Origin of the sequence: Bradyrhizobium ottawaense, from assembly GCF_900099825.1 — a bacterium.
Classification (GTDB): domain Bacteria; phylum Pseudomonadota; class Alphaproteobacteria; order Rhizobiales; family Xanthobacteraceae; genus Bradyrhizobium; species Bradyrhizobium ottawaense_A.
Window position 1 is genome coordinate 2,525,270 of sequence record NZ_LT629693.1, and the last position, 12,566, is coordinate 2,537,835.

The window sequence follows — 12,566 nt, forward strand, 5'->3', positions numbered from 1 at the left end:
GATCGCCTCAGGCCGCACGCACCGAGTTCAGGAATTTCCCGACTTCGAGCTTGAGGCGGTTGCTGTCACCCGACAGCGACTGGGCCGCCGACAATACCTGCGTCGAAGCCGATCCGGTCTCGCTGGCGCCCTGCCGGACGTCGGTGATGTGCGCACTGACCTGCGACGTTCCCAGCGCCGCCTGCTGCACGTTGCGGGAGATCTCCTGGGTCGCAGCACCCTGCTCTTCCACGGCGGCCGCAATGGTCGACGAGATTTCCGACAGTTTTGCGATCGTGCCGCTGATACCCCTGATCGAGCTGACGGAGTGTTCGGTGGCGGACTGGATGTCGGCGATCTGGCGGCCGATATCGCCGGTCGCCTTGGCGGTCTGCGCGGCCAGCGCCTTGACCTCGGAAGCCACCACCGCAAACCCGCGACCGGCCTCGCCAGCACGCGCCGCCTCGATCGTCGCATTGAGTGCCAGCAAGTTGGTCTGCCCCGCGATCGCATTGATCAGTTCGACGACGTCGCCGATGCGCGTCGCAGCCAGCGACAACTCGCCGACCCGATGATTGGTCTGCTGCGCCTGATCGACGGCCTCATTGGCGATGCGCGCCGATTCCTGCACCTGGCGGCTGATCTCGTTAACCGAGGCCGACAGCTCTTCGGAGGCCGACGCCACCGACTGGACGTTGGCGGCGGCTTCCTCGGAAGCGGCCTCCACCATGGTGGTGAGCTCCTGCGAGCGGGCGGCGGTCGAGGTCAGCACGCCGGCCGAAGCCTCCAGCTCCGTCGAGGCCGATGACACCGTCTCCACGATCTCGCCGACCGCGCCTTCGAAGCTGTCCGCCATCCTGATCATGTCGGCCTTGCGCTGTTCGGCCAGCAGCCGTTCCTGCCGGCTCTTTTCCTCGGCTTCCTCCCGCGCCTTTTGCTCGGCATTGACCTTGAACGTCTCGACGGCTTGCGCGATCTCGCCGATCTCGTCGCGCCGGCCGAGGCCGGGAAGCACGACGGCGAAATTGCCGTTGGCAAGTTCGATCATGGCCGTGGTCATGGCTTTCAGCGGCTTCGACACCGAGCGGCCGATGAACAGGCCGGCGCCCATCACGAGAACCGCAATCACGGCAATGGCAACGGCGATCAGACGCTGGATGCTTTCTCGTTCGGCCCGGTCCGACTGCTCGGCCTCGGCCCTGATCGCGGTGACCGATTTCGATACCGCCTCGATCACGGGCTCGACCGCCGCAAAGGCCTCCGACATCGCCTTGAGTTCGGCCGCCAGATTCAGCGCCTGCCCCATCCAGGCCTGGAAGTCGCGCTGATAGTCGGCGAGCTTCTGCTTCAGCTCTGCCTTGGCGGCCTCCGGAATATTCGCGCGCTCGAGGCCTGCGATAAATTCGGCGTTGCGCTTCTTCATGTCGTCGCCATACCTGGCGTCGCGCCGCAGCATGAAATCCTTCTCATGGCGCCGCATCGTCAGCATGGTGATCAGCAGCGACTGCTCCTGCAGCTGCTCGACCCGCGCTTCGATATCGTGGACCGAATTGCGCAGGCGTCCTTCAAGGCCCGATTTTTCGTCAAGGCCGAGCTCGCGCTTCTGTTCGACGACTGCGGTGAAATGCGCCTGATACTTCTTCAGCGACGCCTGCATCGCCTCGATCTGACCGGCGAGATCGGGTTTGCCGATCGCAACGACCTTGTCGTGCAGCCTGTCGATATCGGCGGCAACGGCCTTGCCGATCTCGACCTGGCTGTCCGCCTTCTTCGCGTCATTGCGCAGCAGAAAATCCTTTTCGGCGCGGCGGCCTTCCAGCAGCTCCACTTCGATCTGCCGGTTCAGTTCGGCGACGCTTCGCGCGCTTTCCGCAGCGCTGCGGTACACGGCCACCGCATCCTCGCCGTAGAGATGGATGCCGCCGACCAGCACGACGCCCATCAGGCCGATGATGCCGATCGCCGTGATCTTGTGAGTGAGACGCAATGAAAGAGACCGCATGCCGCCCCCTTTGGGGAATCGAATCAAAAATGGAAAAACCCGCGCATGCAGCTTTAACTTGGCTCCTCGAAAATTTAGTAAAACTTGCGGCACGTAGAATTACGTGCCCCTTGCGCAAATTGCAGGCAAACACGCGCTGACCCTCCCGTGAAGGAAGGGTCAGCGATCGAGATGCACGAAAAATAGGCGAACTAGAATACCAGCGCCTTGGCCTGCTTGACCTGCGGCAGCGCCTGCACCTTGCTAAGCACGTCAGCGGGCACAGCGCCGTCGACCTCGACCAGCGCAATGGCGTCAGCGCCCTGCTTGGTGCGGCCGAGATGGAAGGTCGCGATGTTGAGTTTGGCGTCGCCGAGCAGGCTCGCGAAAGCACCGATAAAGCCCGGCTTGTCCTCGTTGGTGACGTAGATCATCGACTTGCCGAATTCGGCGTCGATGCGGATGCCCTTGATGTCGACCAGCCGTGGCTTGCCGTCGTGATAGACGGTGCCCGAGACCGAACGCTCCTGCCGCTCGGTAGCGACGGTCACCGTAATCAGGCTTTCATAGTCGCTGTGCGCCGCGCGCACGATTTCGTCGACCACCATGCCGCGCTCCTTGGCGACAACCGGCGCCGAGACCACGTTGATCTCGCCCAGCATCGGCCGCAGCAGCCCCGACAGCACCGCCGAGGTGATCGCCTTGATCTTCATTTCAGCGACCTGGCCTTCATAGGTGATCTGCACCTTGGCGATGCCGGTCTCGGTGAGCTGGCCCGCGAACGAGCCGAGCTTCTCGGCGAGCTCGATGAACGGCTTCAGCTTCGGCGCCTCTTCCGCCGTGATCGACGGAAAATTCACCGCGTTCGAGATCGCGCCGGTCAGGAGGTAATCCGACATCTGCTCGGCGACCTGCAACGCGACGTTCTCCTGCGCTTCCGTGGTGGAAGCGCCGAGATGCGGCGTGCAGATCACGTTGGGATGGCCGAACAGCACGTTCTTGGTGGCCGGCTCCTCGACGAACACGTCGAAGGCCGCGCCCGCGACATGCTTGGAATTCAGCGCATCGACCAGCGCCTGCTCGTCGACCAGGCCGCCGCGGGCGCAGTTGATGATGCGCACGCCCTTCTTCATTTTCGCAATGGCCGCCGCGTCGATGATGTTCCTGGTCTTTTCGGTCAGCGGCGTGTGCAGCGTGATGAAGTCGGCGCGCTTGAGCAGCTCGTCGAGTTCGACCTTTTCGACGCCGATGTCCTTGGCGCGCTCCGGCGACAGGAACGGATCGAACGCGATCACCTTCATACGCAGGCCGAGTGCGCGGTCGGCGACGATCGCGCCGATATTGCCGCAGCCGATCACGCCCAAAGTCTTGGCAGTGATCTCGACGCCCATGAAGCGGTTCTTCTCCCACTTGCCGGCCTGGGTCGAGGCGTCGGCCTGCGGAATTTCGCGTGCCAGCGCCAGCATCAGCGTGATCGCGTGTTCGGCGGTCGTGATCGAATTGCCGAACGGCGTATTCATCACGATGATGCCCTTGGCGGTGGCGGCGGGAATTTCGACATTGTCGACGCCGATGCCGGCGCGGCCGATCACTTTCAGCCTGGTCGCCTTCTCGATGATCTTGGCGGTCGCCTTCGTCGCCGAGCGGATCGCCAGCCCGTCATAATTGCCGATGATCTCGGCGAGCTTGTCCTTGTCCTTGCCGAGATTGGGCTGGAAATCGACATCGATGCCGCGATCCTTGAAGATCTGCACGGCGGCGGGAGAGAGCGCGTCGGAAATGAGAACCTTGGGCTTGGACATCTGGGTCTACCTGAAAAGTTAATGGAGGGGGCCGCGCCTGGCGGCAGTGACGGGAATTCCGGTACGCAAGGTGGCAGCGAGCGAACTGCCTTCGAGCGGCAGGGCATCGAGCGTGCGCCCGCCGAGAATGTCGCCGGCCAACACGCGGCCGATCGCCTCGCGCACATCCGGCCATGGCCCCTGGTGATCGACGCCGAGTATCCAGCTTTGCTCCGACTGGCCAGGATACGTCGCCAGCATCAGCCAGGCGCCGCGCACCGACGGCAGGGCATCGAACTCGCGCGCGAGCGCCTCGATCAGCGCGGCCGGGATTTCCTTCGGATGCGCCAGCAGCACCTGCTGCGGCGACGACGCCGTCACGGTCTGCGGGCCGGAATCGTACTCGCCGGCCAGCAGCCGCGTGACTTCGGCCGGCGTGAAATCCTTGCCGTAATCCGAGTTCGGATTGAGCACGAACGGCGCACCCGGATGGCGCTCGAACAGATCGCGCGTGCGGTCGGGCGCGACGACGTGGTCGCCGGCGAACCAGGCCTTCGCCCGCGACGGCGACGTGAAGAACGGGATCAGCGTTTCCTGACCGCGCATCGCACCCGGCATGCTCAGCTTGGTGCCTTGGGGGATCACGGTCTTGCCATCGACTCCCGGCGGGATCCGGCCGCCTTCGGGGACCAGCACCACGAAGACTTCCGCATCCATCAGCGCGCGCGCGAAGCGCGGCCGCTCAGCCGGCTCCGCCGATGCATGCACCAGCAAGCGCTCGATATCGTTCTCGGGCTCGAACATGGGATGGCCTGTGGGTTGCCGTGCGGGAAAATCCGCACGGCCGAACTTCACGCTGCCTTACGTCAGGCCGCTTTCGGCAATGCCGCCTTGGTCTCGGCGAATGCCCAGTCGATCCACTGCGTCAGCAGCGCGACGTCGGACGCTTCCACGGTGGCGCCGCACCAGATCCGCAGGCCCGCAGGCGCATCGCGGTAATAGGCGAAGTCGTAACCGGCGCCTTCCTTCTCCACCAGCGCGACCAGCTTCTTCGAAAAGTCGGCCTGCGCGTCCGGGGTCAGCGAGGTGATCGCGGGATCGACGATCTTCAGGCACACCGAAGTGTTGGAGCGGATCGATGCATCCCTGGCCAGGAAGTCGATCCACGGCGTCTTCGCCTTCCAGTCGGCCAGCGCCTTGGTGTTGGCATCGGCGCGCGCGATCAGGGCCTTGAGGCCGCCGATCGATTTCGCCCAGTTCAGCGCATCGAGATAATCCTCGACGCACAGCATCGACGGCGTGTTGATGGTTTCACCCTCGAAAATGCCTTCGTTGAGCTTACCGCCCTTGGTCATGCGGAAGATCTTCGGCAACGGCCATGCCGGCTTGTAGGTCTCGAGCCGTTCCACCGCCCGCGGCGACAGGATCAGCATGCCGTGCGCGGCTTCGCCGCCCAGCGCCTTCTGCCAGGAGAACGTGACGACATCGAGCTTGGGCCAATCGAGCGGTTGCGCAAACGCTGCCGAGGTGGCGTCGCAGATGGTGAGGCCTTCGCGATCCGCCTTGATCCAGTCGGCGTTGGGCACCCGCACGCCCGAGGTAGTGCCGTTCCAGGTGAAGACGATGTCGGACGCCGGATCGGCCTTGGAAAGATCGGGGATATCGCCATAGCCGGCATGCAGCTTGGTGACGTCCTTGAGCTTCAATTCCTTGACGATGTCGCTGACCCAGCCTTCGCCGAACGACTCCCAGGCGATGGTGGTGACGGGACGCGCGCCGAGCAGCGACCACAGCGCCATTTCGACCGCGCCGGTATCGGACGCCGGCACGATGCCGATCTTGTAGCCGGCCGGCACTTCAAGCACTTCGCGCGTCATTTCGATCGCGAGCTTGAGCTTGGCCTTGCCGACCTTCGCGCGATGCGAACGGCCGAGCGCTGCGTCTTTGAGATTTTGGGGATTCCATCCGGGGCGCTTGGCGCAGGGGCCGGAAGAAAAATGCGGCACATTGGGCCGCGAAGCGGGCTTCGCTACAATCATGATCTATCCTTCCAGATAGTAAGCCTCCCGTTGGGGGGAGGTGTCCCGCCGCGGTACATAAGGTAAACGTGCCCGATCGTCAAGGAACTTGCGAATCGGAAATTGCACCGAGATCACGGGCGATTGATCTGCCCTGCTCTACGGATGGCGCCGGTTGCCGCTGCAACAATTCGGCGGCATCGGTGACCAGCTTGGCTGCCCGCCGCCGGCTGGGCCGGAGGCGCATCGCAACTTTGCGGATAGTCGACGTCAGCGCGTCAAAAACGGACGGTCATGCCGACATGGCTGCGCGCAAAGCCGAGCCGCTCATAGAACCGCTGCGCATCGACGCGGGTGTGGTGCGTCAGCAGTTCGACCAGCTTGCAGCCTTTGCCGCGCGCTTCCGCCACGGCCCATTGCACCAGCTGTTCGCCGATGCCGCGGCTGCGGCAATGGCTGGCGACGCGGACGTCCTCGATCAGGCCGCGCGAGGCGCCCTGCGAGCTCAACCCCGGCAGGATGCACAATTGAAGGCAGCCGACCACGGCGCCGTCGCCGTCCTCGGCGACCACAAGCTGGATATTCGGATCGCGCTCCAGCGTCTCGAACGCCTTGAAATAAGATGGCGGCAGCGGGTCTTCGATCCGTTCGCGGGCACCGCCGAGCGGATCGTCCGCCAGCATGCCGACGATGATGGCAACGTCCGCACGACGGACGGGGCGGATGGTGACTTTCGACATGACAGCCATGGCTCTTTCCAGATCAGGTTTCAGCGCGCCGGCGCCAGGCCGAGAACTTTCTCGGTCGCGCCGATCCAGCGGCGCACGGAAGGATAGTCGCCGAGATCGAAGCCGCCTTCATGCGCCACGCGCGTATAGGCCAACAGCGAGACATCCGCGAGCGAGACCGCATCGCCGACGAAAAACGGCGTGACGGCAAGCTGATGCTCCATCCGCGTCAGCGCCGCATGGCCACGCCTGACCTTGTCGGGATCGAGATCGGAAGCCGGCTTGCCCAGATAGAGCATCTGGAAGCGGCACACCGCGATATAGGGCTCGTGGCTGTACTGCTCCCAGAACAGCCATTCGTCCATCTTGGCCTCGGCGAAGGCATTGGCGGGAATGAGGTCGCTGCCGCGGGCGAGATAGCGGATGATGGCATTGGACTGCGCCAGCATGCGGCCGTCGTCGAACGCGACCGCAGGCACCTGGCCGGCACTGTTGAGCTTGAGAAATTCCGGCGTCCGGGTTTCCTGCTTGAGCGTATCGATCGCCACCCAGATGTAGGGCAGCGCCAGACGATCGCACACCCATTTCACCTTCAGGCAGTTGCCCGAATTGATATCGCCGTAGATTTTCATGCCCGCCGTCTCTTGGGAGACGGCAGAGCAGCAGGCGGGAACAATTCTGTCAACCAGCGGGGCCGGATCAGAACTTGTAGCCGAGGCCCGCGCGAACGGTATTGATGCTAGTGTCTACCGCCGATGTGAACCGGACGTATTCCCATTCGGCGCGCATGAAGAGGCCGCCGATCAGATTGACATCGACGCCGAGGCCGCCCGAGTAGCCGTAGACGAGGTGGTTGTGCTGAACTTGCGTTGCGGTCAATGTTCCCAGCGGAGTGAACGGTCCGTTTATCGTGTTGCTGACGGCATCGTGGACGACCACGGTGCGCGATATGTCGGCATTGCCGAGCGCGACTCCCGCGAACGCATATGGCAGGAAACAGCCCCATGCGTAGGCCGCCCTCGCACGGAGCGTCGCCATGTCCGAAATCGCGATCGCCGCCGATGAATTAACCGCCACGTCATGGAAGAAGCCGTCGGTCAATGCGGTGCCGCTCACCAGCTCTTTCGACGCTTGCGACATACCCCCGAACGAACCGTGCAGGTAGCTTGCTTCAAGTCCGATGACGACGTCAGTCCATTGCCAGTTGTAACCGGCGAAGCCGCCATAGGCCGACGAGCGCGACGATTGCTTTCCGAGGCCGAGATTCCAATTTGCGACATCCATCTGCTGGATGACGTTATGGTCGAGCAAGGCCGCAAGCATGTTCGCGTTCGAGCCGGAGAAATTCTCGTCCGACGAACCATAGCCGCCCTGTCCGCCGACGTAGAAGCCCTGCCAGTTCACTTGGCTGGTGGTCATTCCGTCGGTGACGGCGCCGCGGAGTATCGGCAGATCGGAGAGATCGGCGGCGTGCGCTCCGGCCGCTACCCCGCACATCATCGCTGCCAGCAAGATCAAACGCATCACAACGCTCCATCGCATACTCTGAACTTGCGCTGATCATCGCCTGTTAACCTTAACCAATCGTTCTCGCGGGGCGCCGATTGGCGCGATCTTGCCGAAAAGCCGCCGCATATTTTGCGTCGGCCTCAGCGCATGTCCGGCGCGCCGGCAAAAGCAAAACGGCGCGGGAAGATCCCGCGCCGTCTGCAATCGTTAACCGATGAAAGGCCGAATTAACCCTTGCGAACCAGCGGCTGCTGATAGACCGGCTGCGGCTGGTCGAAGTTCCAGCGCACGCCGAGCTTCAGGTCATGCGAGGTGATGTTCTTGAACGTCGTCGGGTTGACGATGTTGTTGGTGCCGTCGAAAGTCTTGAGATCGCCGGTCAGGCCGTCGCCCATGTCGAGATAGCGATAGGCGAGTTCGACGGTGAAGTTCGGCGAAACCTTGTAGGCGACACCCGCGTGCAGCGCCCAGGCCAGATTCCACTTCGAGACGTTGTCGCCGTAGGCCAGACCCGGCAGCGCGGGGCCACCTTGGTTGGCAAGGCCCGCATCGGTGAAGCCGTTGATGGCAACCCGCGCGCCGCCGACGCCGGCGCCGATGAACGGGGTCATGCACCACCAGGTGCCGAGATCGACATAGGCGTTGGCAAGAACGACCCACTCGTTCTTGGTGGCGTGATAGGTGTCCATGCCGACACCACCCGGATAGGTGATGCGGTCAGATCCGTTGAACTGCGAATTGCCGCGATATTCACCGGTGACGTCAGCGCGGAACCAGTTGTTGACCCTGTAACCGACGCCGAGGCCGTAGATGCCGGCGGTGTTGAAGTTGAGGTTTTGAACCGACGAGGTATTGTTGGCATCGAGCACGTTGTTCAGACGGTTGACGCGCTGATTGCTGAAGCCGATGTCGCCGCGCAGATACCAGCCGCCGAAGTCCTCGACCACCGGGGGCGCGTACATCTGCGGGGGCGGCGCGATCGCCATGTCTGCGGCAAACGCCGCGTGCGACAATAAAGTGGCCGCTCCGGCGGCGATGATGAACTTAACGCTACGCATTGGCTTCGTCCTTTGTCCGGTGAGGGCTGACTACGGAGGCCTCACTTCAAAAACTCACGGCCGGACGATGCCATCAAATGCTTAAGCGGCGCTTAACCCTAATTTTTAAGGTTGATAATCTCTGACGATTTTCCTGTTCGCGTGTTTGCAGCTCATAATTTACTGCATTTGAGCCGCCGAAAGCGGCAAAACCGCCATACATCCTAACGATGTATTGACGAAGCGAAGCGCGCGACCGCGTTGTTAATATCTTCTTGACGGACGAAGCCGCGCCGCGCTCAACGCGCGTGTCTTGGCATCTTCGGCAGGAACACCGCGAGCAGCCCGAGCGCCGGCAGGAAGGCGCAGACGTGATACACGAACGCGATGCCGGTGTGATCGGCGAGCTTGCCGAGCACCGCAGCACCTAGTCCGCCGATCCCGAAGGCGACGCCGAAGAACACGCCGGAGATCATCCCGAAGCGGTGCGGCATCAGTTCCTGCGCGAACACGATGATGGAAGACGTCGCCGACGACAGGATCAGGCCGATGATCACGCTCAGCACGGCCGAACCGAACAGGCCGGCATAGGGCAGCGCCAGCGTGAACGGCAGTGCGCCGAGGATCGAGAACCAGATGATGTATTTGCGGCCATAGCGATCGCCGAGCGGTCCGCCGAAGAATGCACCGGCCGCGTTGGCGGCAAGGAAGATGAACAGATAGAGCTGCGCGGCCTGGGTCGAGACCCCGAACTTGTCGATCAGATAGAAGATGTAATAGCTCGACAGGCTCGACACATAGAGCTGCTTTGAAAACAGCAACGCGACCAGCACCAGCAGCGCGATCTTGACGCGGCGCGCATCCGGGGCATCCGGATGGCGTTCAACCACGGCGGTTTTTTTGGTCGCGATCTGCGGCTGGTACCAGACGCCGATCCGCCACAGGATCACGATTGCCAGAAACGCGATCGAGGAAAACCAGGCGATGCTCGGCTGGCCGAACGGCACCACGATCAGCGCCGCCAGCACCGGACCCATCGAGGTTCCGAAGCTGCCGCCAAGCTGGAATATCGACTGCGCAAATCCGTAACGACCGCCCGAGGCGAGGCGCGCGATCCGCGCCGACTCCGGATGAAACACCGCCGAGCCGAGGCCGACCAGCGACGCTGCGATCAGAATGATTCCATAAGAGCCGGCGATGCTGAGCAGCAGCAAGCCGAAGAAGGTAAAGCCCATGCCGATCGCCAGCGAAAACGGCTGCGCCTTCTTGTCGGTGAAATGCCCGACCAGCGGTTGCAGCAGCGACGCCGTAAACTGGAACGCCAGCGTGATCATGCCGATCTGCCCGTAGTCCAGCGCGTAGGCGTCTTTCAGGATCGGATAGACCGAAGCAATCAGCGACTGCATGGTGTCGTTGAGGAAATGCGAGAAGCTGATTCCGGCCAGCACCACATAGGCCGGCCCTGCCGCGGCGGCCCCGATAGCTCCCTTGGCCGCGAGGCCGGGCGTCACGTCCGGCACCGGCACGGGCGCTGCCAGCGCTTCTTCGGAGACGGTGACGGGCTTGTTCAAGGGCGCATTCCCTCAGCGCAGATCGCAATGCAGGATTTCTACGACGCACACGCGGGTCCGACCAGCAGCAATAGCCGATGGCTGCGATGCGTCAGGGTACGCTGGATATAGCGGCAGAGCCTGTTGTCTTGACGCGTTTTCTTTACGCGAACTGGTGTCCACCCACGGATCAAGTCCGAGGGCATGCTTCGCTGGAAAACGCTTTAGGCCGCCGCGGCGTGACCGAGCGCGTCGCAGATCTGATCGACGACTTGCTCGACCAGGATGCGGTCGTCGCCCTCGCCCATCACCCGGATCACCGGCTCGGTGCCGGAGGAGCGGACCAGCAGGCGGCCGTGGCCGTTGAGGCGCCTTTCGCCGTCGACGATCGCCGACTGCACCCCGGCATGGTCGAGCGGCTTGCCGCTGCGGTAGCGCACATTCTTGAGGATCTGCGGCAGCGGATCGAAACGATGGCAGACTTCCGACACCGGACGGCGAAGCTTTTGCACCACGGCAAGTACCTGAAGTGCTGCGACGAAGCCGTCGCCGGTGGTGGCATAGTCGGACAGGATGATGTGGCCCGACGGTTCGCCGCCGAGATTGTAGCCCTGCTTCAGCATCTGCTCGAGCACGTAACGGTCGCCGACCGGCGTGCGCACCATGCCGATGCCCTGGCCTTCGAGAAAGCGTTCGAGCCCGAGATTCGACATCACAGTGGCGACGATGCCGGGCTTGGCGAGACGGCCGTCTTCCTTCCAGCTCTGCGCGATCACCGCCAGCAGCTGGTCGCCGTCGACCACATGGCCGCGCTCGTCGACCAGGATGACGCGATCGGCGTCGCCGTCGAGCGCGATGCCGATGTCGGCCCGCATCTCGCGCACCTTCTTGCTCAGCGCTTCCGGCGAGGTCGAGCCGCATTCCTTGTTGATGTTGAAGCCATCGGGGTCGACGCCGATCGCGATGACGTCGGCCCCCAGTTCCCACAGCGCTTCCGGCACCACCTTGTAGGCGGCGCCGTGGGCGCAATCGATCACGACGCGCAGGCCGTCGAGCGACAGCTCGCGCGGCAGCGTGCGTTTGGCGAATTCGATGTAGCGGTCGTGGACGCCGTCGATGCGGCGGGCGCGGCCGAGGCTGGCGCTCTGCGCCAGATGGCGATCGATCGGCTCGTCCATCAACTGCTCGATCTGCTTCTCGACGTCGTCGGATAGTTTGAAGCCCTGCGGGCCGAACAGCTTGATGCCGTTGTCCTCGAACAGGTTGTGGGATGCCGAAATCATCACGCCGAGATCGGCGCGCATCGACTTGGTCAGCATCGCGACCGCCGGCGTCGGGATCGGGCCAAGCAGCAGCACGTCCATGCCGACCGAGGTAAAGCCGGCCACCATGGCGTATTCGATCATGTAGCCGGAGAGCCGCGTGTCCTTGCCGATGACGACGCGGTGGCGGTGATCGCCGCGCTGAAACACCAGTCCGGCCGCCTGCCCCACCTTGAGCGCGAGCTCCGGTGTGATGAGACCATTGGCGCGGCCCCGAATCCCGTCGGTACCGAAATATTTGCGACTCATATTACCCCCAGCCCGTTCAGGGTTTCCCGGCCATCCTGGTCCAAGAATCCCCGAACGCCCTCCATCATAGCGTGTGGGCGGTTATAATCCCTCAGCCGTTCAAATGGCTTCAAAAAATATGATGAATCATTACGGCCATCGGCGGCCAATAAAATAGATAACCAGTTGTTATAACTTGGTATTTTACGATTCGGCGGTGCTGCCGCCAGGATGTCAGCCGACCCGTTTGACGTTACGGTCGCCCTTCGAGGGCGCCGGCTGGGTCACACTGACCGAGTCGGACCCCGGAAAAGTCTCTTCCAGCCCCTCCTCCAGGGCGTCGTCCAGCCGGCGCTTTTCGGCCTGTTTTTCGGCGGCGCTGGCGGCTTTGGAAACGGTACGCGGTGCAGACATAGCATCTCCTCCCGCGGGC

Annotated in this window: 11 protein-coding genes; all 11 read right to left on the bottom strand. The window is 63.1% G+C overall.

Going from position 1 to position 12,566, the window contains the following annotated elements; all coding sequences use genetic code 11:
* Positions 1 to 7 precede the first annotated feature (7 nt).
* The 11 genes from BLR13_RS11730 to BLR13_RS11780 all read right to left on the bottom strand — a co-directional run bounded on the left by BLR13_RS11730 (position 8) and on the right by BLR13_RS11780 (position 12,547).
* Positions 8 to 1,981 carry a methyl-accepting chemotaxis protein gene (locus BLR13_RS11730; protein ID WP_074824105.1) on the bottom strand — a complete coding sequence of 658 codons (1,974 nt, stop codon included), beginning with the start codon at positions 1,979 to 1,981 and terminating at the stop codon, positions 8 to 10.
* 191 nt (positions 1,982 to 2,172) lie between these two features.
* Entirely contained in the window at positions 2,173 to 3,762 is a 1,590-nt protein-coding gene (gene serA / locus BLR13_RS11735; protein ID WP_074824102.1) for a phosphoglycerate dehydrogenase, read from the bottom strand.
* A gap of 18 nt (positions 3,763 to 3,780) precedes the next feature.
* A complete protein-coding gene (locus tag BLR13_RS11740) occupies positions 3,781 to 4,545 on the bottom strand; it encodes an enhanced serine sensitivity protein SseB C-terminal domain-containing protein (protein WP_074824098.1) in 765 nt (254 codons plus the stop codon).
* A gap of 62 nt (positions 4,546 to 4,607) precedes the next feature.
* The gene (locus BLR13_RS11745; protein ID WP_074824095.1) at positions 4,608 to 5,780 is read right to left on the bottom strand and encodes a phosphoserine transaminase; all 1,173 of its coding nucleotides are present in this window, start codon (positions 5,778 to 5,780) and stop codon (positions 4,608 to 4,610) included.
* 257 nt (positions 5,781 to 6,037) lie between these two features.
* Positions 6,038 to 6,508 carry a GNAT family N-acetyltransferase gene (locus tag BLR13_RS11750; protein WP_433994265.1) on the bottom strand — a complete coding sequence of 157 codons (471 nt, stop codon included), beginning with the start codon at positions 6,506 to 6,508 and terminating at the stop codon, positions 6,038 to 6,040.
* Positions 6,509 to 6,528: 20 nt separating this feature from the next.
* Positions 6,529 to 7,119 carry a glutathione S-transferase family protein gene (locus BLR13_RS11755; protein ID WP_074824091.1) on the bottom strand — a complete coding sequence of 197 codons (591 nt, stop codon included), beginning with the start codon at positions 7,117 to 7,119 and terminating at the stop codon, positions 6,529 to 6,531.
* 67 nt (positions 7,120 to 7,186) lie between these two features.
* Positions 7,187 to 8,011, bottom strand: coding sequence for an outer membrane protein (locus BLR13_RS11760; RefSeq protein ID WP_171944971.1), 825 nt, complete (start codon positions 8,009 to 8,011; stop codon positions 7,187 to 7,189).
* Between the two features lie 212 nt (positions 8,012 to 8,223).
* Positions 8,224 to 9,054 (bottom strand): outer membrane protein, encoded by an 831-nt coding sequence (locus BLR13_RS11765; protein WP_074824088.1) that lies wholly within the window; start codon positions 9,052 to 9,054, stop codon positions 8,224 to 8,226.
* Positions 9,055 to 9,332: 278 nt separating this feature from the next.
* A complete protein-coding gene (locus tag BLR13_RS11770; protein ID WP_074824085.1) occupies positions 9,333 to 10,604 on the bottom strand; it encodes an MFS transporter in 1,272 nt (423 codons plus the stop codon).
* A gap of 203 nt (positions 10,605 to 10,807) precedes the next feature.
* Entirely contained in the window at positions 10,808 to 12,154 is a 1,347-nt protein-coding gene (gene glmM / locus BLR13_RS11775; protein WP_074824081.1) for a phosphoglucosamine mutase, read from the bottom strand.
* A gap of 213 nt (positions 12,155 to 12,367) precedes the next feature.
* Positions 12,368 to 12,547, bottom strand: coding sequence for a hypothetical protein (locus BLR13_RS11780; RefSeq protein WP_074824077.1), 180 nt, complete (start codon positions 12,545 to 12,547; stop codon positions 12,368 to 12,370).
* Positions 12,548 to 12,566 lie beyond the last annotated feature (19 nt).

What these genes read in the sequence shown, in the direction of transcription:
- BLR13_RS11730 (WP_074824105.1), bottom strand. Translation starts at nt 1,981, where the DNA reads ATGCGGTCTCTTTCATTGCGTCTCACTCACAAGATCACGGCGATCGGC.
- serA (WP_074824102.1), bottom strand. Translation starts at nt 3,762, where the DNA reads ATGTCCAAGCCCAAGGTTCTCATTTCCGACGCGCTCTCTCCCGCCGCC.
- BLR13_RS11740 (WP_074824098.1), bottom strand. Translation starts at nt 4,545, where the DNA reads ATGTTCGAGCCCGAGAACGATATCGAGCGCTTGCTGGTGCATGCATCG.
- BLR13_RS11745 (WP_074824095.1), bottom strand. Translation starts at nt 5,780, where the DNA reads ATGATTGTAGCGAAGCCCGCTTCGCGGCCCAATGTGCCGCATTTTTCT.
- BLR13_RS11750 (WP_433994265.1), bottom strand. Translation starts at nt 6,508, where the DNA reads ATGGCTGTCATGTCGAAAGTCACCATCCGCCCCGTCCGTCGTGCGGAC.
- BLR13_RS11755 (WP_074824091.1), bottom strand. Translation starts at nt 7,119, where the DNA reads ATGAAAATCTACGGCGATATCAATTCGGGCAACTGCCTGAAGGTGAAA.
- BLR13_RS11760 (WP_171944971.1), bottom strand. Translation starts at nt 8,011, where the DNA reads ATGCGTTTGATCTTGCTGGCAGCGATGATGTGCGGGGTAGCGGCCGGA.
- BLR13_RS11765 (WP_074824088.1), bottom strand. Translation starts at nt 9,054, where the DNA reads ATGCGTAGCGTTAAGTTCATCATCGCCGCCGGAGCGGCCACTTTATTG.
- glmM (WP_074824081.1), bottom strand. Translation starts at nt 12,154, where the DNA reads ATGAGTCGCAAATATTTCGGTACCGACGGGATTCGGGGCCGCGCCAAT.
- BLR13_RS11780 (WP_074824077.1), bottom strand. Translation starts at nt 12,547, where the DNA reads ATGTCTGCACCGCGTACCGTTTCCAAAGCCGCCAGCGCCGCCGAAAAA.